Source organism: Cypionkella sp., assembly GCF_030652235.1.
Taxonomy (GTDB): domain Bacteria; phylum Pseudomonadota; class Alphaproteobacteria; order Rhodobacterales; family Rhodobacteraceae; genus Cypionkella.
The window spans coordinates 23051-47886 of sequence record NZ_JAUSBA010000066.1 but is presented as its reverse complement, the minus strand read 5'-3'; the positions used below and the strand labels follow the sequence as shown (position 1 = coordinate 47886).

23 protein-coding genes are annotated in these 24836 nt (G+C 61.0%); 7 read left to right on the top strand and 16 right to left on the bottom strand.

All coding sequences use genetic code 11. The annotated features are described in order from the left end of the window. Positions 1–22: 22 nt before the first annotated feature. Entirely contained in the window at positions 23–478 is a 456-nt protein-coding gene (locus tag Q7V03_RS21335) for a MarR family winged helix-turn-helix transcriptional regulator (protein WP_304927594.1), read from the top strand. Positions 479–520: 42 nt separating this feature from the next. Here Q7V03_RS21335 and Q7V03_RS21330 read toward each other — a convergent pair whose 3' ends face one another. From Q7V03_RS21330 to Q7V03_RS21305, 6 genes are all read right to left on the bottom strand, one after another. Then, positions 521–2461 carry a cation:proton antiporter gene (locus tag Q7V03_RS21330; RefSeq protein ID WP_304927593.1) on the bottom strand — a complete coding sequence of 647 codons (1941 nt, stop codon included), beginning with the start codon at positions 2459–2461 and terminating at the stop codon, positions 521–523. Between the two features lie 326 nt (positions 2462–2787). Beyond that, positions 2788–4029, bottom strand: coding sequence for a mandelate racemase/muconate lactonizing enzyme family protein (locus Q7V03_RS21325; RefSeq protein WP_304927592.1), 1242 nt, complete (start codon positions 4027–4029; stop codon positions 2788–2790). Between the two features lie 30 nt (positions 4030–4059). Continuing rightward, the gene (locus Q7V03_RS21320) at positions 4060–5277 is read right to left on the bottom strand and encodes a TCR/Tet family MFS transporter (protein WP_304927591.1); all 1218 of its coding nucleotides are present in this window, start codon (positions 5275–5277) and stop codon (positions 4060–4062) included. A 121-nt stretch (positions 5278–5398) separates the two neighbouring features. Beyond that, a complete protein-coding gene (locus tag Q7V03_RS21315) occupies positions 5399–6187 on the bottom strand; it encodes an alpha/beta fold hydrolase (RefSeq protein WP_304927590.1) in 789 nt (262 codons plus the stop codon). Beyond that, positions 6187–7134, bottom strand: a complete 948-nt coding sequence (locus Q7V03_RS21310; RefSeq protein WP_304927589.1) for a threonine/serine dehydratase — start codon at positions 7132–7134, stop codon at positions 6187–6189. The genes Q7V03_RS21315 and Q7V03_RS21310 overlap by 1 nt, the downstream gene beginning before the upstream one ends. After that, positions 7131–7952 carry an alpha/beta fold hydrolase gene (locus tag Q7V03_RS21305; protein WP_304927588.1) on the bottom strand — a complete coding sequence of 274 codons (822 nt, stop codon included), beginning with the start codon at positions 7950–7952 and terminating at the stop codon, positions 7131–7133. Before Q7V03_RS21305 ends, Q7V03_RS21310 begins: the two co-directional genes overlap by 4 nt. Positions 7953–8309: 357 nt before the next feature. Between Q7V03_RS21305 and Q7V03_RS21300 the strand changes: the two genes are divergently transcribed. From Q7V03_RS21300 to Q7V03_RS21290, 3 genes are all read left to right on the top strand, one after another. Beyond that, complete coding sequence (locus Q7V03_RS21300) at positions 8310–10094, top strand: ABC transporter transmembrane domain-containing protein (RefSeq protein ID WP_304927587.1); 1785 nt, start codon at positions 8310–8312, stop codon at positions 10092–10094. A gap of 138 nt (positions 10095–10232) precedes the next feature. Next, positions 10233–12131 carry an acyl-CoA synthetase gene (locus Q7V03_RS21295; RefSeq protein ID WP_304927586.1) on the top strand — a complete coding sequence of 633 codons (1899 nt, stop codon included), beginning with the start codon at positions 10233–10235 and terminating at the stop codon, positions 12129–12131. Between the two features lie 104 nt (positions 12132–12235). Continuing rightward, positions 12236–12739, top strand: a complete 504-nt coding sequence (locus Q7V03_RS21290; protein ID WP_304927585.1) for a hypothetical protein — start codon at positions 12236–12238, stop codon at positions 12737–12739. A 211-nt stretch (positions 12740–12950) separates the two neighbouring features. Here Q7V03_RS21290 and dtd read toward each other — a convergent pair whose 3' ends face one another. The 9 genes from dtd to Q7V03_RS21245 form a co-directional block, all read right to left on the bottom strand. Continuing rightward, positions 12951–13394, bottom strand: a complete 444-nt coding sequence (gene dtd / locus Q7V03_RS21285) for a D-aminoacyl-tRNA deacylase (protein WP_304927584.1) — start codon at positions 13392–13394, stop codon at positions 12951–12953. Further along, on the bottom strand, positions 13391–14314 hold the full coding sequence (locus tag Q7V03_RS21280; RefSeq protein ID WP_304927583.1) for a carbohydrate kinase: 924 nt from the start codon (positions 14312–14314) through the stop codon (positions 13391–13393). The genes dtd and Q7V03_RS21280 overlap by 4 nt, the downstream gene beginning before the upstream one ends. Before the next feature lie 63 nt (positions 14315–14377). Beyond that, positions 14378–15349: a phosphoribosylaminoimidazolesuccinocarboxamide synthase gene (locus tag Q7V03_RS21275; protein WP_304927582.1), complete on the bottom strand. Its 972-nt coding sequence runs from the start codon at positions 15347–15349 to the stop codon at positions 14378–14380. A 291-nt stretch (positions 15350–15640) separates the two neighbouring features. Then, positions 15641–16780, bottom strand: coding sequence for a primosomal protein N' (replication factor Y) - superfamily II helicase (locus tag Q7V03_RS21270; RefSeq protein WP_370651185.1), 1140 nt, complete (start codon positions 16778–16780; stop codon positions 15641–15643). 6 nt (positions 16781–16786) lie between these two features. Then, entirely contained in the window at positions 16787–17881 is a 1095-nt protein-coding gene (locus tag Q7V03_RS21265) for an SPFH domain-containing protein (RefSeq protein ID WP_304927581.1), read from the bottom strand. Between the two features lie 37 nt (positions 17882–17918). Then, positions 17919–18878 carry a DUF2927 domain-containing protein gene (locus Q7V03_RS21260; RefSeq protein ID WP_304927580.1) on the bottom strand — a complete coding sequence of 320 codons (960 nt, stop codon included), beginning with the start codon at positions 18876–18878 and terminating at the stop codon, positions 17919–17921. A 2-nt stretch (positions 18879–18880) separates the two neighbouring features. Continuing rightward, positions 18881–20065 (bottom strand): toxic anion resistance protein, encoded by a 1185-nt coding sequence (locus Q7V03_RS21255; RefSeq protein ID WP_304927579.1) that lies wholly within the window; start codon positions 20063–20065, stop codon positions 18881–18883. A 68-nt stretch (positions 20066–20133) separates the two neighbouring features. Then, complete coding sequence (locus tag Q7V03_RS21250) at positions 20134–21006, bottom strand: 5-bromo-4-chloroindolyl phosphate hydrolysis family protein (RefSeq protein WP_304927578.1); 873 nt, start codon at positions 21004–21006, stop codon at positions 20134–20136. 186 nt (positions 21007–21192) lie between these two features. Continuing rightward, positions 21193–22392: a pseudouridine synthase gene (locus Q7V03_RS21245; RefSeq protein ID WP_304927577.1), complete on the bottom strand. Its 1200-nt coding sequence runs from the start codon at positions 22390–22392 to the stop codon at positions 21193–21195. 100 nt (positions 22393–22492) lie between these two features. Between Q7V03_RS21245 and Q7V03_RS21240 the strand changes: the two genes are divergently transcribed. After that, complete coding sequence (locus tag Q7V03_RS21240; RefSeq protein ID WP_304927614.1) at positions 22493–22921, top strand: nucleoside deaminase; 429 nt, start codon at positions 22493–22495, stop codon at positions 22919–22921. A 446-nt stretch (positions 22922–23367) separates the two neighbouring features. Beyond that, positions 23368–23658 carry a hypothetical protein gene (locus Q7V03_RS21235; RefSeq protein WP_304927576.1) on the top strand — a complete coding sequence of 97 codons (291 nt, stop codon included), beginning with the start codon at positions 23368–23370 and terminating at the stop codon, positions 23656–23658. Here the strand turns inward: Q7V03_RS21235 and Q7V03_RS21230 are convergent. Next, entirely contained in the window at positions 23592–24194 is a 603-nt protein-coding gene (locus tag Q7V03_RS21230) for a flavin reductase family protein (RefSeq protein ID WP_304927575.1), read from the bottom strand. The two genes, Q7V03_RS21235 and Q7V03_RS21230, sit on opposite strands and share 67 nt — an antisense overlap. A 76-nt stretch (positions 24195–24270) precedes the next feature. On the opposite strand from Q7V03_RS21230, the gene Q7V03_RS21225 reads away from it, so the two are divergent. Next, positions 24271–24795: a GNAT family N-acetyltransferase gene (locus Q7V03_RS21225; protein WP_304927574.1), complete on the top strand. Its 525-nt coding sequence runs from the start codon at positions 24271–24273 to the stop codon at positions 24793–24795. Positions 24796–24836 lie beyond the last annotated feature (41 nt).

The window sequence follows — 24836 nt, the reverse complement described above, 5'->3', positions numbered from 1 at the left end:
TTTGGCTTGATATCAATGTAAAATGCATTCATCCAGCCTCCCGAATGAAACCGTTCTTCAGATCCGCGACCAATGCCTGTGCCTCGCCGCCCAACGCGCGGCCCGCAAACTGGCGCGCCGATTTGACCGCCTGTTCGCGCCCTTAGGCCTGACCAACGGCCAATTTTCGATGCTGGTGGCCCTCAGCGGCCAATGGCAGCCGCGCTTGGGCGAACTTGCCGAGTTTCTGGCGATGGACGCCACCACCATGACGGCAGCGGCCAAGACATTGGAAAAGCGCGGGCTTTTGCAGCTTACCGCCGATCAGTCAGACGCCCGTGCCCGCCGCCCCGTGCTGACCGAGGCAGGCCGCGTTCTGATCGCACAAGCAACCCCACTCTGGCGCGCCGAGCATGGCAAGCTTCACGCCCAACTGGCCAAAACCCAAGCGTCAACCGATCCCAAAGCCTTGGCACAGCTGTTGTCGCAGCTTGGCTGACCGGGCCTGAGCGGAAGCGTGGGCTTCGCCAGAAACGCGGGCTCAGCCGGACACTTTCTCTGGCTCGACATTTTCCAAGGGCGGTTCATTTCGCTCTTCCAAGCCCCCGCGCTCGGCCCCCGGCAGCAGCGTTTCAAAAGCGGGCTTGCCCAAAATCTCGGCGAATTTCACGATCAGCTTTTGCTCAACTTGGGCGCTCAGCTCCCGCGCCCGCGCCACATAGGCGGCATTCTCAAAGTTCGGGATGTTCGGATCATAATGATCAGCCATCGCCCGCATGATCTTCTGATCTGCCACATGATAAACCTGCCGCATCGCTTCGGCCTGCTCGGGCGTCGCGCCCAAAGCCTCGAACGCCGACCGCCCCATGCGGATCGAGCTGTCATAGGTTTCGCGGATAACATCCCGGCACCCTGCCGCCCACAGATCATAAACATGGTTACGATCCACCGCCCGCGCGATCACATGCAGGTTCGGATAAGCCGCCACCGCATGGCGCACCATTTCGGTGATCTGGTCGCGGTCATCAATTGCAATCACCAACAACTTGGCCTCGGCAATCCCCGCTGAATGCAGCATATCGGGGCGTGAGGCATCGCCGAAATAGGCCTTGATGCCAAATTTAGACATCATTTCCAACTGCTTGCTGCTAAAGTCAATCACCGTCGTATGATAGCCCGCAGCCCTTAGCATCCGGTTGACCAAGCCGCCAACACGGCCGATCCCTGCGATGATGATATGGCTTGGATCGGTGATCTCATCGGCCTCGCGCTGCGCCGTCTCGGCAAAACGCGGTGCGATCACCTTATCGTAAAAGATGAACAGCCCCGGTGTCAGCAGCATCGACAAAGCCACGATCAACAGCAGTTTGTCGGCAATCTCGGGCGGCAACACGGCAGAAGACACCATAAGCGAGATCAGCACAAAGCCAAACTCCCCTGCCTGCGCCAAAGCCAGCCCAAACAGCCACTTATCCGCACCCGCCAGTTTGAACACCCGCCCCAGCACCAGCAAAACCAGCACCTTCACCGCGATCAGCCCAAGCGTCAACGCCAAGATCTGCCCCAGATTATCCCAAAGCAGCGCGAAATTCACCCCAGCCCCGACGGTCATGAAAAACAGCCCAAGCAACAGCGCCTTGAACGGGTCAATATCCGACTCCAGCTCATGCCGATACTCCGAATTCGCCAGCACCACCCCCGCCAAGAACGTCCCCAAAGCGGGCGACAACCCCACCAGCGTCATCAGCAAAGCAATACCAATCACCATCATCAGCGCCGTTGCCGTGAACAATTCATGCAACTGCGCCGAGGCCACAAACCGGAACACCGGCCGGGTCAGATAACTACCGCCCAGCACCACACCAATGATCGCCGCGATATTGACCAGCGCCACCTGCCAGCCGTTCATCCCCGCAACCAGCGTGAACGCCTCGGCATGATCGGTGACGCTATGGCTGCCTTGCAATTCCGGCAAAGCCAACAGCGGGATCAGCGCCAGCATCGGGATCACCGCAATATCCTGCGTCAACAATACCGCAAAACTGGCCTGCCCGGCATCGCTTTTCAGCAGCCCCTTTTCGCCCAAGCTTTGCAAAACAATCGCGGTGGACGACAGCGAAAACACCAGCCCCACCGCCAAAGCCACCGACCACACCTGCCCGACCGCCATCGCCACCGCCATCACCGCCAGCACGGTCAAAGCCACCTGCCCCCCGCCAAGCCCAAGCAGCCGGGCCCGCATGTCCCACAGGTTTTTCGGCTCCAGCTCCAGCCCGACCAGAAACAGCATCATCACCACGCCGAATTCGCCGAAATGCTGGATCGAGATCAGATCCACCTGCAAAATCGCCAGCACCGGGCTGATCAAAATCCCCGCGATCAGATAGCCCAGCACCGACCCAAGCCCAAGGCGTGCCGCAATCGGCACCGCAAACACTCCGGCGACAAGGAAAATGAAAGCCAATAACAGAAAATCGGTCATGCAAAAATCCTTATGGGATGCTGTATTTTACGCGAAATCTGCCACCGTCAACAGCCGATTTTTGAAAAAATAGGGGCCCCGCTACAACGCAGCTGTTTTTGCGGTCAGCCGACGCCCGGGGGATCATCTGGCGCAAAAAGAGCCCCAAACACCGTTTGGCAGCGGTTTGGCCCTATCGACGTGGACAGAGGTCTGCGCATTTGCGGCATAGACCACAACATATGGTAGCCATGCCCCCGAAACTCGGGATCTAGGCACAAGTCATTCCCCGCGGGGAAAAGCGCGCCGCGTCAAAGCACGGCGCGCTTCTTAAAAGTAAATCTGGCTCAGACCGATGTAGGTGCCGGCGCACCCCCCTCAAACCGATTGCCATGCAGGTAATCACACGGCGCTTCCTGCATCTGCAAATGCAAGCCTGTCCCGGTATAAGGATGCGCCCGCGCGACATCCTCGTCAAACTCGATGCCCAGACCCGGAGCCGTCGGCGGCAGGATATAGCCATCCTCCCATTTCAAGCTGTTCTTGATCAGCTTTAAATGAAACTCGCCCCCGGTCTGGATGGTCTCGGCCATCAATATATTCGGGATCGACACCGCGAAATGCACGTTCGCCGCCCATTCCACCGGGCCCGCATAAAGATGCGGTGCCATCTCGGCGTTGTAAACCTCGGCCATTGCCGCGATTTTCTTGGCCTCCCAGATACCGCCAACCCGCCCCAGCGCAGGCTGCAAAATCCGCACCCCGCCATGCCGCAACAGCGCACCAAACTCGGCTTTGGTGGTCAGCCGCTCGCCCGTCGCCAAAGGCACCCGCACCGACCGCGCCACTTCTGCAAACTCGGCCAGATTGTCCGGCGGAATCGGTTCTTCATACCACAGCGGGTTATAGGGCTCGATCGCCACCCCCAGCCGGATCGCCCCCGGCGTGGTAAACTGGCCATGCGTGCCAAACAGAAGATCAGCCTTATCGCCCACCGCCTCGCGGATTTTGCGGCAAAACTCCACCGAGCGCGAAATATCTGACATCGCAGGTTCATGCCCGCCACGAATGGTATAGGGGCCAGCCGGGTCAAATTTCACGGCAGTGAAACCCTGTTTCACATAGCGCGCTGCGGCCTCGGCTGCCATATCCGCATTGACCCAAAAATCCGCCGGAATCTCGCCCGCTTCAGGATAAAGATAGGTGTAAGACCGCACCTTTTCATTCATCATCCCGCCGAGCAACGCCCAAACCGGACGGTCGCGCGCCTTGCCCAGAATATCCCAGCAGGCAATCTCCAACCCCGAAAACGCCCCCATCACCGTCGGATCAGGCCGCTGCGTGAAGCCCGCCGAATAAGCCCGGCGATACATCAGCTCGATATTCTCAGGGTTCTCGCCCAGCATATGCCGCTCAAACACATCCTCAATCACCGCCCCCATCGCGCGCGGCCCCACGGTCGAGGCATAGCACTCGCCGTAGCCGACGATCCCGTTATCGGTGGTCAGCTTGACAAAGGTCCAATAGCGCCCGCCCCAACCCGGCGCAGGCGGCGCTACAGTGAAAATCTCAAGATCGCGCAGCTTCATAAGGCACCCCCTGTTTGGGGTTAGGCTAGCTCACGGCCGCTTCGCTTCGCGCGTTCCTGCGACAAAGAGTATAACGACCGCGACCATAATTGTCGCAGACAGCAGAAACGGCGCGCCCGGAAGGTAAAATGGCGCCGAAACAGAGGTGAAGATGCCAAACACCCAAGTCATCACCAAAGGGGCCACAATCATCGCCAAAGCGTTCAGCGACGAATTCACCCCCTGCAACTCGCCCTGCTGATTTTCCGGCACCGCGCGTGACATCATCGCCTGCAAACTCGGTCCGGTCACCCCACCCAAAGCCGCAATCGGCGTGAACACCAAGGCCCAGAACCCCGAGGTGGCAAAGCCGTAAAACCCGTAAGACACCACCTCCAACCCCATCCCCACCGCCGCCGTGCGTCGCTCGCCCAAGCGCCGAATCATCGGGGCCAGCAGCAAAGCCTGCGTCAGCGCCATGCAAACTCCAAAAGCGGCCAATCCAAAGCCGATCCATTGCGCGTTCCAGCCAAACGCAGCCTTGCCATAATACGCCCAGATTGCAGGCCAGACGTTGAAGGTCACCGCATAGAGAAAACTCACCAGCAACAACCGCTGCAACCCCGGCAGCCGCCGCACCGCGCGGAGCGAGGCCAAAGGATTGGCCCGCGCCAGCGTAAACCCGCGCCGCTTCTCAAGCCCCAAGCTCTCCGGCATCACAAACCAGCCAAACACCAGGTTCGCCAAAGCCAAGCCCGCCGCCGCCCAAAACGGCGCGCGCACATCAATCCCCGCCAGCAAGCCGCCCAACATCGGGCCCGCCACAAAGCCAATGCCAAACGCAGCGCCTATCAGCCCAAACCGCTTGGCCCGCTCATCCGGTGTTGAGATATCCGCCACATAAGCATTCGCCGTCGCATGTGTCGCCGCCGCCACCCCCGCCACAAGCCGCGCGGCCAACAACAGCCAGACCGTATGCGCCAAAGCCATCGCGACATAATCCAGCGCCATCACCGCCAATGACACCAACAACACGGGGCGGCGCCCATAGCGGTCCGACAAATTGCCCACCAAAGGCCCGCACAAAAACTGCATCACCGCAAACGAGGCCGCCAAAACCCCACCCCACAGCGCCGCCTCGCCCAAGCCCGCGTGCGTCACATCCTCCATCAAATCCGGCATCACCGGAAAGATCAGCCCAATGCCAATCGCATCTAAGCCAACGGTGAACAGAATGAACAGCAAACTCAGATTGGCGCGCGCGAACATGAAGACCTCATCAAAACCAAGCCGCCGACATAACGCAAATCCTCAACAACTTGATTAAAATTTGCTTTCATCTTGGCACAAATACTCCGGGGGTGTGGGGGCAGGCCCCCATTTCAACGCCTCAAACCTGCCCAACCGAAGCCAAAAACTCCGTGACCACCGCAGCCCAGTCCTCCGGCTTCTCGACCATCGGCAAATGCCCCGCGCTCCGCATCAAGTGAAATCGACTGCCCAAAATCAAATCCGCCGTCTCGCGCACCAGATCAGGCGGCGTGGTGCCATCCAGCGCCCCGGCAATCGCCAAAGTCGGCAAAGTCAGCCCCGCCGCCTGCGTGTAAAAATCCGTCCCCGCAATCGCACGCGCACAACCGACCCAGCCGCGCGCATCCATGCCCTCCAGCATCGCCCGTACCCGCGGCATCCCCGCCACATCCTGCCAACGCCGCCCAAACATCCGCGCCATAGCGCCGGGCGCATAGTCTGCCAAACCGCGGGCCTCAACCTGCGCCACCCGCTCGCCCCACATCTGCGCCGAGCCGATCTTGGCGGCCGTATTGCTCAACACCATCCCGCGCACCAGATCCAGCCGCTTCACCGCCAGCCCCTGCGCCACCAGCCCGCCCAAAGACAACCCCACCACCACCGCATCGCGCAGCCCGAAATGCGCCATCATCCGCTCGCCGTCCCGGATCAGCGCGCCCATCGCATAGGGGGGCTCTGGCACATCCGACAGCCCATGCCCGCGCTGATCAAACCGCAAAATCCGACAACCGGCGGGCAGCAGCCCCACCACCTCATCCCAGATCGTCAGATTGGTCCCCAAAGCATGCAGCAACACCACCGCAGGTCCGCCCACAGGCCCCGACACCTCTGCATTCAACCGAATATCGTCGAGATAAACCAAAGCCATCAGCCAAACCGCTCCATCGCACCCCGAAACACCGCCGGATCGACATTGCCCCCCGAAGCCACCGCAATCACCGTCTCGGGCAACCCCTCACGGAACAAGGCCGCCGCCAAAGCCACCGCCCCACCCGGCTCCAACACGATGCGCAGATGCTGAAACGCCAACACCATCGCCCGAAGCGCCTCGTCATCGCTCACCACCAATCCCGGCCCGCACAAGCGGTGCATGATCGGAAAGGTGATCTCTCCCGGCGTTGGCGTGACAATCGCATCGCAGATCGACCCCGCCAGCGTGGCATTGCGCAGCCGCGCGCCCAAGGAAAGCGATCGCGCCACATCGTCAAACCCCGCAGGCTCCACCGTCCGCACCCGAAACCGCCCCTCGCAAGCCAGCGCCACCCCCGAAGTCAACCCGCCGCCGCCGCAACAGGTCAACACCTCGGCCTCACCGCCAAACCCAGCCTCAAATTGCGCCACAATCTCCAGCCCCACCGACCCTTGCCCCGCAATCACCTCTGGCTCGTCATAGGGCCGCACCAAAACCAAGTCGCGCTCTGCCGCCAGTGCCGCCCCAATCGCATCCCGGTCCTCGGTTTCCCGATCATAGAGAACCACCTCGGCCCCATAAGCCCGCGTGTTCTCAATCTTCACCGACGGCGCATCCGCTGGCATCACGATCACCGCCGCCAAGCCATGCTGGGCTGCCGCCAAAGCCACCCCCTGCGCATGATTGCCCGAGGAAAATGCAATCACCCCCGAAGCCCCCCGCAAAGCCGAAACCGCCGCCCAGCCGCCGCGATACTTAAAACTCCCCGTCCACTGCAAGCATTCCGCCTTCACCACCACCCGCCGCCCGGCTATCCGGTCAAGCAATGGCGCATTCAGCAAAGGCGTCAGCCGCGCATGGCCCGCAAGCCGCCCCGCCGCGGCCCGGATCATCTCGATATTCATCTGCAAGCCTTTAGAAACGCCCGCACAACCGCCAAACTTTCCGGCTCATCCAGAAACGGAATATGCGCCCGGTCTGGCACCCGCCCAAAGATCATATCCGGCCGCCGCTTTTGCATCTCTGTCACTGTTTCCATGCTCAACAAATCCGAATTCGCCCCCCAGATCAGCGCCAAAGGCAGCCCTGCGCAGGCGTCAAACAACGGCCAGGCATCCACCGCTGGCGCCTCAAACCCCGCCAGAAAGCTCTCGCGCAACGCCGGATCATAGGTAATCCGCAACCCCTCCGGCCCTTCGCGGTAATGCAGCCGCGCCTCCTCCGCCCACCGCGCAGGCGAGACCACAAACCCCGGCATCGCCCCCGGCAAACGATCCACCAGCGCCGCATGGGTTTTCACAAACGGATTGCGCCCGACATAGTCGAAAATCCGCTCCAGCCCTTTGCGCTCAATCACTGGCCCCACGTCATTCAGACACAACCCCGCCAGCCGATCCTGCGCCAAAACCGCCAGCAACATCCCGATCAACCCCCCGCGCGAGGTGCCCAAAACTGCCGCCCGCGCCACGCCCAGATGATCCAGCAACGCCAAAGCATCCTTGGCCTCTTGCGGCACGGTATACGTCGCAGCCCCCGTCCAATCGCTGGCCCCCCGCCCGCGATAATCCATCCGGATCAACCGCACAGGTGGCAGATGTGGCCGCAGATAATCGAAATCGCCCATCGTGCGGGTCAGGCCAGCAAGGCAGAGCAGCGGCAAGCCTTCGCCCTCATCGCTGAAAGCCAGCTTTGCGCCATCTGTTGCTGTGAAGTAATCAACCATGTCCGCCTCCATTTCGCGGGTAAAGTGCCACGCCCACCTCAAATACAAAAGGGCGCAACGCTGGCCTTGTTGCCCGATTTGTTTGAAAATAAATCGGGCCGCGCCTGGCTGCCCGCGGCAGGCGCGTTGCCGCGTCCGCCCTGTCAGCCGCGCCGCGATTTCCCTGCCGACGGTTTGTGGCACCACGCACCTTGCGCAACGCCTTACTACTTATGCGCAACGAACCGGAAAACTCTGCCCCGCAGAGGTTGCTTTCGATCAGCGCTTCGACAGACCAAAGGCCCACGCGACATAGCGCCGCTTGCGGCCAATCGCGCACGGGCTTAGACGAAGCCCCAAGCAATCATGGGCAAGATCATGGCCGAGACCACCATCGAACAACGCGCCGCTTCCAAAAAAGTCGGTGCCCTGCGCGGCCTCTGGCCCTTCCTGCGCCCCTATCGCCTGATGATGATCACGGCGGGTCTTGCGCTTATTCTCACCGCCTCGGTCAGCCTGATCCTGCCAATGGCCGTCCGCCGCGTCATTGACAATTTCAACGCAGGCGACCTTAGCCTTGTCGATAAATATTTCGGCGCGGCGATGCTGATCGCCGCCGCCTTAGCCATCGGCACCGGCATACGCTACTATTTCGTCACCCGGTTGGGCGAGCGCGTCGTCACCGACATCCGCCGTGCCCTGTTCGACCGTGTGATGGGGATGAGCCCGGCGTATTTTGAGAAAATCCTGACTGGCGAAGTCCTGAGCCGCATCACCACCGACACCACCCTGATCCTCTCCGTCATCGGCTCCTCGGTATCCGTCGCCCTGCGCAACATGCTCACCGTGCTGGGCGGCATGGTGCTGATGAGCCTGACCTCGTTCAAGCTGACCGGATTGGTCCTGCTGATCGTCCCCGCCATCATCATCCCGATCATTACCCTCGGTCGCCGTCTGCGCAACCAAAGCCGCGAGAACCAAGACTGGATCGCGCAAAGCTCCGGCAAAGCCTCTGAAGCCCTATCTGCCGTGCAAACCGTCCAGTCATTCACCCACGAATCCCTCACCCGCGCTGATTTTGCCGCAGTGTCGGAACAATCCTTCATCTCCGCCAAAACCCGCATGGCCACCCGCGCCGCGATGACGGTGATCGTGATCTTTCTGGTTTTCTCAGGCGTCGTTGGCGTGCTTTGGATGGGCGCCCGCGATGTCCGCGCAGGCATGATGACCCCCGGTCAACTGGTGCAATTCGTCATCTACGCGGTGCTGGTCGCCGGAGCCGTCGGGTCACTGTCGGAAATCTGGGGCGAACTCCAACGCGCTGCAGGGGCCACAGAGCGTCTGGTCGAGATGCTGGACGCCACCGACCCGGTCGCTGAACCCCCGCATCCCGCCACCCTGAATCGCCCGGTAAAAGGTGCGATCACCCTCGACAACGTCGTCTTCCACTACCCCGCCCGTCCCAACGCCCCCGCTCTGCACGGCATCACCCTAAACGTGCAACCCGGCGAAACCGTCGCCCTCGTAGGCCCCTCTGGTGCTGGTAAATCCACCGTGCTTCAACTGCTGATGCGCTTCTACGACCCGCAATCCGGCAGCCTTGCCCTCGACGGCCAAGATCTGAAATCCCTCGCCCGCACCGATTTCCGCGCGGCCATGGCCCTCGTCCCGCAAGACCCGGTGATCTTTGCCACCTCCGCGCTGGAAAACATCCGCTTCGGCCGCCCCGACGCGACCCAAGCCGAAGTCGAAACCGCCGCCCGCGCCGCCGCCGCCCACGACTTCATCGCCAGCCTGCCAAACGGCTACGACACCTACCTCGGCGAGCGCGGCGTCATGCTCTCGGGCGGGCAGAAACAACGCATCGCCATCGCCCGCGCCATCCTGCGCGACGCCCCGGTCCTGCTGCTGGATGAAGCCACCTCCGCCCTCGACGCCGAATCCGAACGCGCGGTGCAAGCCGCCGTCGATCACCTCTCACACGGCCGCACCGTCATCGTCGTCGCCCACCGCCTTGCCACCGTCAAACGCGCCGACCGCATCGTCGTCCTCGACCAAGGCCGCATCGCCGCCATAGGCAGTCACGACGAACTCGTGGCCCAAGGCGGCCTCTATGCCCGCCTCGCCAAGCTGCAATTCACCGACGGCAGCCTAAATCCCTGAGACAGCACTCTTCCCCCCTGACGTTGCGTTTTCCCTGCCGCTTTTCCTTGCCCCAGCCCACAATCTTCCCCATCTTGACCGAACCGAGGCCGCAACAGAATGGCCTGCTATCCGCAAGACCACAGGGGAGGACACATCATGACAGGCGGCTTCGCATCACGCGCCGATCTCAAAGCCATTGAGGCAGAATCATCGTGGAAAAACCGCGACATCGCCCATTCGATCTACGATTTCCTCAGCCGCACCCGTGCCAAACACGGCCCACGGCCCGCGATCAGCTACCAACTGCTCTCCGGCCCGACAGACCCCGCGCAAACCCTGACATGGGATCAGTTGCACGCACGCGTCACCCAAGCCGCCAACCTGTTCCGCAGCCTTGGCATCGGCCCGAATGATGTGGTGGCCTATGTGCTGCCAAACGCGCTGGAAACCGCCGTAACTCTTCTGGCCGGGGCCACCGCAGGCATCGTCAGCCCGATCAACCCGCTGCTGGAGCCGTCGCAAATCTCGTCCATCCTGCGCGAAACCGGGGCGAAAGTCGTCGTCACCCTGAAACCCTTCCCGAAAACAAATCTGGCGCAAAAAGTGGCCGAGGCTGTCCAACACGCGCCAAGCGTCAAGACCATTCTCGAAGTCGATCTGAACCGCTACCTCAGCCCGCCAAAAAGCTGGATCGTGCCGTTCGTGCGCCCGAAAAACCCCATTCACCATACCGCCAACGTGAAGAATTTCGCCAGCGAATGTGCCCGCCAGCCCGCCGATAAACTGACCTTCGCCGACCGCACCAAAGACCACACTGCCGCCTATTTCCACACTGGAGGCACCACGGGCATGCCAAAAGTCGCCCAGCACCGCGCCTCGGGCATGATCTACAACGGCTGGCTCGGCGCGCGCCTGTTGTTTCGGGAAACCGACATTGTGATGTGCCCGCTGCCCCTATTCCACGTCTTCGCCGCCTATCCGATTTTGATGTCGATGATCGCATCCGGCGCGCATGTGGTGTTCCCCACCCCCGCAGGTTACCGGGGCGAGGGCGTTTTCGACAACCTGTGGAAGCTGATCGAGCGCTGGCAGGCGACCTATCTTGTCACCGTCCCCACTGCGCTTTCGGCCCTTCTACAGCGCCCGGTCAATGCCAAGATCCATACCCTGCGCGGTGCTTTCTCCGGCTCGGCCCCACTGCCGACGGAACTGTTCAACCGCTTTCAGAAAATCACCGGCGTGCAGATTGTCGAAGGCTATGGCCTCACCGAATGTACTTGCCTTGTCGCCGTCAACCCACCCGATGGCGTGAAGAAAATCGGCTCGGTCGGTCTCGCCTTCCCCTATACCGAAATTCGCATCCTGCAAAAAACCTCCGACGGTTTCCGAATTTGTGAGGTCGATGAAGTCGGTGAAATCTGCGTCTCCAACCCCGGCGTTCTGCCCGGCTCGACCTATACCGAGCTCGATAAAAACCGCGATTTGTTTGCCGATGGCATCTTCCTGCGTACCGGCGATCTTGGACGCCTCGACGCCGATGGCTATCTCTACATCACCGGACGGGCCAAGGATCTGATCATTCGCGGCGGCCATAATATCGACCCCGCCGTGATCGAAGAGGCTCTGATGGGCTGCGAAGGCGTCGGTTTTGTCGGGGCCATTGGCCAACCTGACGCCCATTCCGGCGAGTTGCCCTGCGCCTATGTCGAACTTGCCAAAGGTGCCAGCGTCACTGTCGATCAGCTGATGGAATATGCCAAAATCCACATCGCCGAGCGTGCCGCGCAACCGAAATACATCGAAATCCTGTCAGAGTTGCCGAAAACCGCCGTCGGCAAAGTCTTCAAGCCTGACCTGCGCCGCTTGGCAATCACCCGCACCTACAACGCCGCCTTGGCCGACGCCAAGCTGCCGGTGACGGTGCGCGAGGTGGTCGAGGATAAAAAGCGCGGCCTTGTCGCCAAACTCACAGCCTCCGGTCCTGCTTCAACCGAAGCCGTAAGCGCCGTGCTGGGTGCGTTTACGCAAAGCTGGGATTGGGTGGAAAAACCTTAAACCACAGGTTGAAAACCACGCAGCGCGAAACATGACAGCCTATTTCATTTGCGAAACGGCGGATTTTCGCCGATCCTTCTCGCAGAAATCTGAGGAGGATCGCCATGAAATTTTGGCAAATGGGAATGGGTGCGATAATGTTGGGCCTCGGTTTGGCCCCAAGCTTGGCGCAGGCCGAACAAGAAACCCTGTTCCAGCACAAAAACTGGATGGTGGCGGTCAACAGCTTTGACGATGGCTCGGTCGCCTGTCAGGCGGCGGTGGATGAAGGCTCGGAAAGCTTCACCATCTGGGTGTTTCAGGACCAATCGGTGCGGCTGCAATTCTATTCGTCAGACTGGGATTTCACCGAAGGCGACACCGCTGATCTGCAAGTCGAAGTCGACCGCCGCGGTGAATGGAGCCTGTCTGACGCCACTCTGACCGGAAACTCGGCTTTGTTCGATCTGCCCGACAGCGACAAGGGCGTGAATTTTCTCGTCGAAGTCGCCGAGGGCCGCACCGCGCATTTGCGCGACGCCGATGGCGCCGAAGTGCGGGATTATCCGCTGGCAGGCTCAAAGGCTTCGATGTCGGCGCTGATCGAATGTGCTGACGCCATCAAATGACCACAAGATCGGTGCGGGGCAGGGCGCTCGGCATCCTCCTATCGCTAGACTTTATCTAAAATTGTCATCCTCTGTGCTCAAATATCCTAGGGGTCTGGGGGGCGAGCCCCCCAGCCTTTGCCTGCAACCCGTGAAAACGTTAACAAAACCTTAAAACCGCCACCCCAAGCCACTGAATCAAAACGATAAAAAAGGTCCCGAGTTGGGACCATCACAAATCATCCGTATCCATCCAGATCGTCACCGGCCCATCATTGTTCAGCGCCACATCCATATCCGCGCCAAAGATCCCATTCGAAACCACGACCCCCTCCGCCGCCACCCGGCCCGAGAAATACTCATACAACCGCCGCCCTTCCTCGGGTGCCGCCGCATAAGAAAACCCCGGCCGATTGCCGCGCAAATCCGCAGCCAAAGTAAACTGCGACACCACAAGTGCCGCCCCACCCGCATCTTTCACCGACAGGTTCATCTTGCCAGCCGCATCCTTGAAAATCCGCAGCTTGGCGATCTTCGCCGCCAACTTATCCGCCTGAACCGCGCCGTCGCCCTGCATTGCACAGACCAAAATCAGCAACCCCGCGCCAATTTCTCCCACCACCGCGCCATCCACCGACACAGAAGCTCGGGAAACCCGCTGCAACAAAGCCCTCACAGTTCGTTAGTCCAAGGCGGATTGGCCCCCGCCCGAGACACCGTCACCGCCGCCGCCCGCGTCCCCAAACTTAAAGCCGCATCCAACTCCGCATCCGTCAGGCTGGCCACCCGCGCCTTGCTCAAAGCCCCCGCCTGATGCAACGCCGCCAAAACCCCGGCGTTGAACGTATCGCCCGCGCCAACAGTATCGACCACCGTCACCTTCTGCGCCGCCACAAACCGATCCTGCGAAGCCGTCACCGCCCGCGCCCCAGCCGCCCCTTCGGTGATGAAAACCACCTTCGGCCCCTTCGCCAGAATTCCGCGCGCCAGAGAAACCAGATCACCCGTCCCCTCCAGCCAGTGCAAATCCTCATCCGACAGCTTCACAATATCCGCCCGCTGCACCATCCGCTCAATCCGCGCGCGATACGCCACCTCTTTGCCCGCAATAAACCCGGGCCGGATGTTCGGATCAATCATCGTCACCCGAAGCGGTGCCTCGCGCGCCTGCAACGCCTCATAAGTGCTGGCCGCCGGATCATTCACCAGACAAATCCCGCCCACAAACACCGCCTCAACCTCGACCCCCAACTCCGGCAGATCGGCCAGCGCCAGCATCCGCCCCGCTGTGCCCTCGTCATAGAACGCATAAGTCGCCTGCCCATTCACCAGCTTGACAAACGCCACCGTGGTCGGGCGATCCGAGCGTGCGCACAGAGAAATGTCCACGCCTGAGGCCGTCAACGTCTCCGCCAAAATCTCGCCCAGCATGTCGTTTGAGATGCCCGAGAAAAACCCCGAAGGCGCGCCAAGCCGCCCCAAAGCCATCGCTGTATTGAACACGGCACCTCCGGCATAGGGCGCAAAAGCCGCCTCACCATCTGTCGATCTGCGCGGCAGCATGTCGATCAAAGCTTCACCACAGGACAGAATCATCACGGCCTCCTTGCGCATTTGCGCGAGATTACACGACATGCAGCTGTTAGCGCAAACGGTGGCTCAGACGAAAAAAGGTTTCAAATTGGTGCGCACACGATCAAGCGGTGTCGCCCCCGTCAGATCCGGCACAAATGTCTGCCCGGTGATCGCTTCAAACGCCTCGATATAGACTTTTGAGGTCGCGAGGATGATCTCCGGCGGAATTTCCGGGATGTCATCGACATAAGGATCACACCGCGCGCCAACCCACGAGCGGATCACATCTTTGTCGAAACTGGGCGGACGCGTGCCTGCGTCAAACGCGGCTTGGTAGCCCGAGGCGATCCAATAGCGGCTGGAATCCGGGGTGTGGATTTCATCGGCGATCAGGATATTCTTGTCAGCATCCAGCCCAAATTCATATTTGGTATCGACCAAGATCAACCCACGCTCTGCCGCCATTTTTTGCCCGCGCGCGAACAGGGCCAGCGCTTTGGCTGATACATCCGCCCATTGCGCGGCGGTCAACAGCCCTTGGCTGATAATCTCGGCCTCTGTCAAAGGCGCGTCATGCGCGCCGTCAAACGCCTTTGAGGTTGGCGTGATGATCGGTGCGGCAAGCACCTGATTGTCACGCAAACCATCGGGCAGCACATGGCCATACATCGCCCGCACGCCCTTTTTGTACTGCGTCAGCACCGAGGTTGAAGTCGTCCCCGCCAAATAGCCGCGCACCACCACTTCCACCGGAAGGATCGTCACATGCTTGCCGATCACCACATTCGGATCAGGATAAGCCAGCACATGGTTGGGGCAAATATCGGCAGTATGGTCGAACCAGAACCGCGCCATCTGCGTCAGCACTTGGCCCTTGAACGGGATCGCCGCCAGAATCCGGTCAAATGCCGAAATCCGATCGGAAGAGATCAAAATCCGTCGCGCGGGCTGGTTGGCCGTGGCGGGCAGATCGTAGCAATCGCGGACTTTGCCGAAATAGGGGTTTGGCAGTTCGGCAATGCGGGCGTGGTCAAGAACACGGGAAAGATCGGTCACGGATTGGCCCCCAAACTGCCCAGAAATGCTGGTTCGCGTCATCGCGCGCGGGCGCGCGAGAGTCAACTGTCGCGCTTTGCGCCTGCGGGCGGTGGCGTGGTTTTCCAGTTGGTTTGCCCTGTGCGCGCTGAGTATTTTCTGGATGGGACCAACTGTGAATATAGGCAGAATCATTCCCCGCGGGGAATGACTTGTGTTCTTTGGGGCGCACGGGGTGGATTAGACACAATATGTTGTAGTCAGTCCCCGTCACCGGGGGGGGGTAACGGTTTGTCCCGTCTGGCGGCAAGATCAGTTCATCCAATCCGGCCGCGACAGCCCAAAGATCGACGGATCGTAGAGATAAGCCGCCCCCGCTGCTAAGATCACCGCACCCAGCACCGCAAAACTGATCTTCCACCAGCTGTAAGGCCGCTCACCCTGAACCTCTCCGGTTTGACCGTTCACCAAAAACCGATAGCTTTTGCCGCCGTATTTATACGCCGCCATCCAGATCGGCAGCAGGATGTGTTTGAAGGTCTCATCGGCGTAATCGGTATCAACCGAGTCCACCCGTTGCTCATCGCCGCCAATATCACGGCGCACGTCGTCTTCAATCACCCCGGCCATCACCTCACGCGAGCGGTCGCGGCCATCGGCAAGCCCAATCGTGTAACCCTCGGCCTGAAACCCGGCGAGGTAATCCGGCGAATAGGGCTCCAGTTTCCCCAAATCCCACGGCGTCAGATCATTGCCGAGCCGCGCGGGCAGACTGCTGGAGGCCATCACCAACACATCATCGAAATCGCGCGAGACCCGGCCAGACGCCGGATACCAGCGCGTCTTGCGCACCTGTTCCTGCCGCCGCTCGGTCTTGCCGTTGACGGTGACATTCACCCATTGGGTTTCATAATAATACTCGCCGCGCTGACCGCGATAGCGGCTGTCGGTGTCGGCATCAAAGGTCCAGAACGGCGCGTAGATACCGTCCATCGCCCGACCAGCGCGGGTGTATTCCAGCAGCGAATTCGGCGCGAACCACAGGCTGCCCAGCCAGCCTTTCAGGGCGATGCGCGCTTGGCTTTCGGTCAACTCGAACGGCACCAGAGCCTGCGGCTTGATCCGGCGATGACTGCCGGTATCGACCACCACCGGCGTTGCGCAAAACGGGCATTGGGTGGCGTGGTTCGCACCCTGAAACTCCACCACCGCGCCGCATTTTGGGCAGGAGGTGGATCGCACCTCGTCGCTGGCTGCAGCGGGCAGATCATCGGAAAGACCCTTGGCCAGATCATGCTCGATCAGCGCGCGGGCCTTCTGGCGCGGCGCTTTGGTGGGGATGGCTTGCACAAAGCCGCAATGGTCACATTTTAACTCGGTCTGACCGGGCGCATAGCGCAGGTCGGCCCCGCACTGCGCACAGGGCCAGTGATTTGCTTCCGTCACGGCCATGAAAGATCACCCGGCCGGAGGCGGGGGTGGCATCATCGCGAACAGTTTCGCAAGATCGGTATCGCCCGCAGCCTTCCAGCCATCCTGACCCGCCGTCCAGACTTGCGAGGCACGGCTGAGTGCGCCGGAAGCCGCCATGCTGGCCAGATCGGTTTCGCTGAACGGCCCCTTCGTCGTGCCGTTTTCTGCGACATGCCAAGCCTTGCCCGCGGGCGGCGGCGGCGGAGGTGGCGGAACGGCCGCCGCAGGCGCTGCGCCCCAAGGCCCCACCCCGCTTGCCATATTCATCCCCATGCCCGCCGCCATGCCGGCCCCGACCATAGCCCCCATGCCATTGCCCGGTTGCGCCATTCCCTCAGCCGCGTTGAACTGCATGTATTTGTTCAAATCGCCGGCCACTCCCATCGAGGTGCGCTTATCCAGCACCTTCTCGACCTCTTCCGGCAAGCTGATGTTCTCAATATAGAATTCTGGGATCGAAATCCCATAGTCTGTGATCTTCGGCGCAATCGCGGTGGCAATCAACTTACCCAGATCGGCGGTATTCGCCGCCATATCCAGAACGGGTATCCCCGATTTCGCCAGCACTTGGCTGGCTTCCTGCACGATCACATTGCGGATTTGCAGGCTGATCTCATCGGCCGTGAACTCACCATCGGTGCCGACAATCTCGCGCAGGAACACCGCAGCATCGGCCACCCGCATCGAGTAAGTGCCAAAGGCGCGCAGCCGCACTGGGCCAAACTCGGGGTCGCGGCACATGATCGGGTTTTTGGTGCCCCATTTCTGATCGTTAAACCGGGTGGTGTTGATGAAATACACCTCGGATTTGAACGGGCTATCAAAGCCATGGTCCCAATGCTGCAGCGTCGTCATGATCGGCATGTTGTTGGTCTCTAACATATACATGCCGGGGCCAAACACATCGGCCAACTGACCTTCATGCACAAACACTGCCGCTTGGCCTTCACGCACCGTCAGCTTGGCGCCGTATTTGATCGCATTGCCCTGCCGCTCAAACCGCCACACCATGGTGTCGCGGGTGTCATCCAACCAAGTGATGACATCAATGAACTCGCCCTTCAGAAAACCGAAAACCATGACTTACTCCTTCGCCCACGGGGGCTAATATAGGGGCCTAACTGTCGCCGCCCAAAAGACGGCGGGCAAGTGTTTCCACGATGGGCCGCGCGTCGGCCTCGGTCATGCCGGGGCGCAAAGCGGGGTTGTACAGCATTCGCAACATCATCTCGTCTTGCGTCGTTAGCAAAGCGAATTCTTCATCGTCGTTGAAGATCGAGGGCCGTGCCTGCGGGCTGTCGTTCGGCAGACCCAGCCCTTGGGCAATTTCCTCGTGAATACAGGACAGCCGCAACAGGTCGGGGTGCTCGGCCCTGATCACCGCAAACGCGTTGGTATAGACCCCCGAAGACCCCGCCGATTGCGCATAGATGATGCAGTAGGTGGAGCGTTGCATTGCCGTGATGCCGCTGACATCATTCGCGGTCAGCCCTGGCATTGCCGCGCGCAACACCGGACCCAAGCCCTGCCGCTCATCTTCCGAGACGATATAGACCCAGAAATTCGGGCGGGTGTCGTCCAGCCGGATTGGATGGCCGGTCAGCCCCTGCAAGCGTTGCAGATAAGACCCCACCCGCGCCGTGTCTGTCATGCGCATTTGCGCAGAAACCGACGCGCCAAACCGCAACCCCACCCGCACCGGCACCTGCCAGCGCCGCAGCGCAGAACTGGTCTGCCGTTGCACCGTGCTGGTGTTGGAGCGGTCGTATTCATCATAAAGTGCCACGCGGATGAAGTTTTCCGCCAGCATCCGATCAGAATAAGGCGTATCCGGCCCGCCGCCATCGGTGCGCAGCAGGCCCTGAGCCAGCAAGCCCTGCTGCACTTGCGCATAATACGCCCGATCCGCCGCACTCGCCGTGGTTTCCGGCGGCACCACCGGTTCTGGCGGCTGCGCCATCACCGGGCGCGGCGTGGGTTTCAGCCCCGGCAGTGGCGCCTCAGCGCAGCCCAACAGCGCCAGCGCGGCCAGAACACCGCCCCAGCGTTTCAATGTGAAGGGCAGCACTTGCGCCATGATCAGACAGCGCTGCCGATATTGGCACCGCTGGCAGTGTTGCGTGCGCGGGCCGAGGCCAAAGTATCGCGCAACTCAGCTTCCATCTTCACCAATTCAATCTCTGCCGCAGCCCGGCGCGCCTTGCCCTCATCGGCAATCGCCAAGCTTTCCTCGATGGTTGCGACCAAAGTGGCGTTGGCCTGTCGCACCGCTTCAATATCAAACACCCCGCGCTCCATCTCGGTGCGCACGATCTTGTTGGCGTCTTGCAGGTTGGTGGCGTTGGCGGTCAGCAATTCATTGGTCAGGTCATTGGCATCCTTGATCGCCACCGCCGCTTCTTTGCTGCGCTGGATCGTCACCGCCTGCGCCAGTTGGGTTTCCCACAACGGCACGGTGTTCATCAGGGTCGAGTTGATCTTGCCGACCAAGGACTTGTCGTTTTCCTGCACCAGGCGGATCGAGGGCAGCGACTGCATCGTCACCTGCCGCGTCAGTTTCAGATCGTAAACCCGCCGTTCCAGATCATCGCGTGCCGCGCGCAGATCGCGCAACTCTTGCGCCCGGATCAACTGATCGGCTTCCGGGGCGGCTTTGACAGCCGCCTCGCGCGCTGGAATATCATTGGCGTCCAGCTCTTTCAGCTTGGCCTCACCCGCCGCAATATAGAGGCCGAGTTCATTATAGAAGGTCAGCGTCTTGCCATAGAGAATGTCGAGGCTCTTGATATCTTTCAGCAAAGTCGTCTCATGCACCAACAGGTTTGCCGTCACCTTGTCGATCTGGGTCTGCACCTGCTCATAGCGCGCAACAAATTCTGCCAAGGGGGCCGCGTGGCCGGTCAGCCATTCCCACCAGCTTTGCTTGCGGTTCACATCCAGCTCTTCACCCGAAAAGCCGCGAATGGTGGTGACGATTTCGCGCAACGAATCCCCGGCAGGCCCGACATCCTTGTTCTTCACGCCTTGCAGCATTTCCTGCGAAATCACCTGCAACTCCGCCTGCGCGCCCGAGCCGAAAGAAATGATCGACTGGGTGTTCGACATATCCAGTTCCGCCATCCGTTTGCGGATATCCTCGGCCACCGGGGCAGGGGCGGCTTCCAGCGCCACAACCTCCCGCCCCGGCTCTGCCAGAATCACAGCGGTGACTTTTTCAACTTCGGCCAGCGAGCTGGCAGCAGCGGCGCGGATATCTTCGGTCATGGCTCTCACTCGTTCAAGGCGCAGTTGCGCAGATGGGCAAAGCCCCGCAGGGGCGGATTGCAGAAAGATTAGGTTTCCAGTTTCAGGCGATCGCGTAACACCTGAATTTCAACGTCCAGATCGGTATGATTGCCTTGCAGCATGGCCTGCGTGCGCGCAGCGAAGGTGGTTTCCAACTCGCCCAGCAAGGTCTCATAATCATTGCGGATTTTCGGATCGCGTCCCTGCGCATAGGCATCGGCGAACTTCACTGTCGCATCGCGCGCGCCCATCAGATAGACCGACAGATACTTGCGCGCCGCCGTCAAATCGCCCGGATCACTTTCAACAGATCGGAACAACCCGCGCGCAATGCCGGAAAACTTCGCCACGCGCGCTTCCAACGCCCCGTCCTTTGCCCGTAAGATAGCATCTTTCATTCCCGCCAGCAGTGCCTCGGCCTCATCCACCGCGCGCGCCACCCGCTCGACCTGAAAGCTGTCGACGCCCTCCATGCCCTTGTCGCGCATCGGGTCCAGCCCAAACGCGCCGACATGCAGGATCACCCCGGCCAGCCCCAGCAAAATTGCGTAAATCATCGGCTGCGCCACCATAGCCCCCACAGCCAAGCCCACACCCATCAGCACCGCGCCAAACGCCTTGCGCGGAATCGCCGGACGCCGCGCCACTTTGCGCGCGTCATAGGCATCCAGAGCGACAACGCCCTGTTGGGTCAGCCAAGCCGAAAGCAGCAAAATCCCGCAAGCCGAAAGCCCCATGATCAGCGCCTTAGGTTCGCCCTTAAACGCCAAAGCCGCAAACAGAAACGGTGGCAAAAACAGCGCGCGCGCGCGCCCAGCCGCTTTAGAACGCACAAGACTACCCGGCGCAGGCGCAACCCCCGGCCCGCCTTCTGTGCGCGAATTACCCGGAGAATACTTGCCGCCGAACCGCTCTGCCATCACCGCGCCTCCATCATTGCGCTCCGCTGATGGCAACATAAACCATCAGCGCCAGCAACAACATAAACGCGCCCGATTCCAAACCCTTGGCAGACATAGCGCCTCCACCCCGCACATCGGGAACCCGTAGACTATAAGCAAAGCCGCCCCGCCTTGCCAGAGGGCACAAACGGGGAATTATCAGCCTCAGGCACCACGTTTAGGCCGCCCGCCCGCAGGCTTCGGCCCACTCGACACGCCACGTGTTGGGCTGGCCCGCTTTGCCGGAGGTTTGGCAGGCCGCAACGCCCCGCCCTCGGCCTTCTTCGCCGCAGTCCCGAACGTGCGCGGTTTTGCACTTTCTGTCTCGGCTTTCTTCGCCGCCGTCCCAAAGCTACGCGGCTTCGTCGCCTCGCCCCAAGCCTCGGACACCTGCTTCAGCCCTTCGCCAGATTTCAACCGCCGCCCCGAACTTGCGCCCTCGGCCTTACCCGTCGTCGTCCGCGAAGCCCCGGCACGCGGTGCGCGCGTTCGTTTTGGCGCATCTTCATCTACCGTAGCGCCTTGACCCAACTGATCGCGCAGCACCTTGCCCTTGACCTCTTCAACCTCACCCGGCTGCAAATCGTTCAAGCGGAACGGCCCGTAACTGACCCGGATCAAACGGTTCACCGTTAGATTGATCGCCGTCATCGCCCGGCGGATTTCGCGGTTCTTGCCCTCGCGCAGACCCACCGTCAGCCAGGCATTCGCGCCCTGAATCCGGTCGATCACCACGATCATCGGCTGAAACCGCTCACCGTCGACCACGATGCCCTTGCGCAACGGCTCCAGATCCGGATCCACCGGATTGCCATTCACCCGCACGCGATATTTGCGCAGCCAGCCGGTTGAGGGCAGTTCCAGCCGCCGCTTCAAGCCGCCGTCATTGGTCAGCAGCAACAAACCTTCCGAGTTCAAATCCAGCCGCCCCACCGACATCACCCGCGGCAATTCGGCGGGCAGATTGTCAAACACTGTCTCACGGCCCTTCTCATCAGACTCGGAAGTGACCAACCCTTCAGGCTTGTAATACAGCCACAACCGCGCCTGCTCTGGCTCGCCCACGACCACACCCCGAACCACAATCTTATCCTTCGAGGTCACGTTCAAAGCAGGCGAGTCAATCACCTTGCCATTGACCGAAACCTCACCCAACTCGATCATCCGCTCGGCTTCGCGGCGCGACGCCACGCCTGCCCGAGACAGAACCTTGGCAATCCGGTCGCCTTCGGGCGTTCCCGCCGCAGGCTTGGCGGCGGTTGCGGACTTGCGCTCCACCGCTTTGCCCTCGATCCTGGGGCCCGCAACTTTCGGGCCAACAACCTTAGGTGCGGTAATTTTCGGGGGATTTGTATTCTCGGCCATAGTCTCTTATCCTTCAACGGGCTCAGCGCGCGGCATGCGGGCGATGCCACCAAACTATTCTTTCAACTGCCAAGGGGCAAGCACGGTGTTCAAAACCTTCATGGACGCTGCTTTGGAGCAAGCCCGCATGGCCGCGCTGCGCGGTGAAGTGCCGATCGGCGCGGTCGTGGTCAAAGACGGCGCAATCATTGCCGCCGCAGGAAACCGCACCCGCGAATTCAACGACCCCACCGCCCATGCCGAAGTCTTAGCCATCCGCGCAGCCTGCCGCCGCGCAAATTCCGAGCGCCTGCCCAACCACGACCTCTACGTCACGCTGGAACCCTGCCCAATCTGCGCAGGCACAATCTCTGCCGCCCGCATCGCCCGGCTGTATTATGGCGCAGCCGACCCCAAATCCGGCGGCACCCTCCACGGGGCCCGCGTGTTCAGCCACCCGCAATGCCACCACATCCCCGAAATCTACGACGGCATCAACGCCGCCGAATCCGAGGCCCTGCTGAAAAGCTTCTTCGCCAGCAAACGCTAACTATCTAAAACTTATCTAAAATTATCATCCGCTGTGTTCAAATATCCTCGGGGTCCGGGGGTGAACCCCCGGCGGGTTGCCCCATGCCCACCTGTGACGCTAAGGCCACAACCCCGCCCTCATATCACGCCTGCGCGATCATCGGGTTTTGAAACCCCACAAAGCCGTGCCGGAGATATCAAATCACGCACAGGTCAGGCAGGCGTCACATGTTGAAGTTCACGAACACCGCCGCCGCTACGGCTGCTGCTTGGTTGCGCACTTGCGGATCATCCTATCGCGGCTAATGCCCGATAGAGCCAACTCCGCCGCGCCTCAGGCCTTGGCCTGACCAACCCCATCCCCACGGCCCAATCCAATCAGGCTTCTCCATGCCGTGCGTTTGGGCTCCAAATCTGACTTTAAACATAGGACCAGACCGTGCAGACGGCTGATGATGTGCCAAAATGAATGCCACCCCGAACACCGGGCGGGTAGCCCTGCTGCCCAGCTTGCAAGAGCTGATCGACGAGCAGGGCCCGTGGCCAACGCTGCTTGCACTGCTGAAAGCCTTGCGGCACCGGCCAGCCAAGCCTCCGCCAGCCGCCATGCTGTGGGGCCACCTGCGGCGCGACATCGGCCTGCCCGATCTGCCGCCCGCCCGCTTACGCTGCCGCGCCAAGTGGCAGCTCTACCCCCCGGTGCGCCCCACTTCATCGGGGCGCACCAGTTCAAACGGTGCTGTCACCACCGCGTAATCCCTATAGCCCAACCGCGCCGCAGGCCGCACCAAGCTCAGATCAAACCGCCCCGCCCGCAGATATTCCTCGCGGATATGCACGCCGACGACCTCACCCACCGCCATCCAGTTCTCGCCCGCCAACTCCAACAGATGTACCAAACGACATTCCAACGTCGCCGGAGCCAGCGCCACTCGCGGGCAATCAATCGTCACACATTCGGCTTTCTCAACCCTCGTCAGCGCAAACTCATCCACCCCGCGCGCGACAGTTTCCGAACTGGCGTTCATCTCAGCCATCATGCTCTCGGCCACCACATTCACCGCAAACACTCCGCTGTCGCGCAGGTTCACAATCGAATCCTTCAGCCCACCCGCAAACATCACCTGCATCGGCGCATCATTCACCGCGTTGAAAAACGAATAGGGTGCCAAGTTATCCCCCAAGGCGCCCCGCGTCGAAATCCAGCCAATCGGGCGCGGCGCCACAATCGCCTTGAACGGATTGTGCGGCAGCCCGCCATTTCTAGGCCCCGCTTTCGGCTCATAAAACATCGACATCCCCTTCAGGTTTGATCCTGCCCCAAACGCATGTTACCCGCGTTTCCAGATGATTCTGGAAGGGCCGCCCGTGTATCAGCTGGAAGAAGAAGTCGAGGATGATTGGTGGGAAGTCGAGGCGCTTTATGATCTGTGCTTTTCCCCCGGCCGCACCGCTTTGTCTTCCTACCGCTTGCGTGACGGGGTGCCGACGGTTGCCGCCCTGTGCCTGATCCTGCGCGATGAAGATGGCACGCTGGCCGCCGCCATCCGCTATTGGCCCGCTGAAATTGACGAAGGGGATGGCGAAGACGGCGAGGATGTGCTGCTGCTTGGCCCCATCGCCGTCCACCCCACCCGCCAAAGCGAGGGTCTCGGTGGCCTGTTGATCAACGAAAGCCTTGTTGAGGCCCGCCGCTTGGGGTGGGAGCGCGTGCTGCTGGTCGGCGACGCCCCCTATTACTCCCGCTTCGGCTTCCAAAAGCTGGAAGGCGTGGTGATGCCGCCGCCCACCAACCCCGACCGCGTGCTGGGGCTAGAGCTGAAAAAGGGCGCATGGGCCGGCATCAAGGGCGATGTCATCAAGGCCAGTGGGGCGACCCTGCCGCAAGCCTGATCGGCCCTCTTGCCGAAGCCGCACAAACGCCCCACATTGCG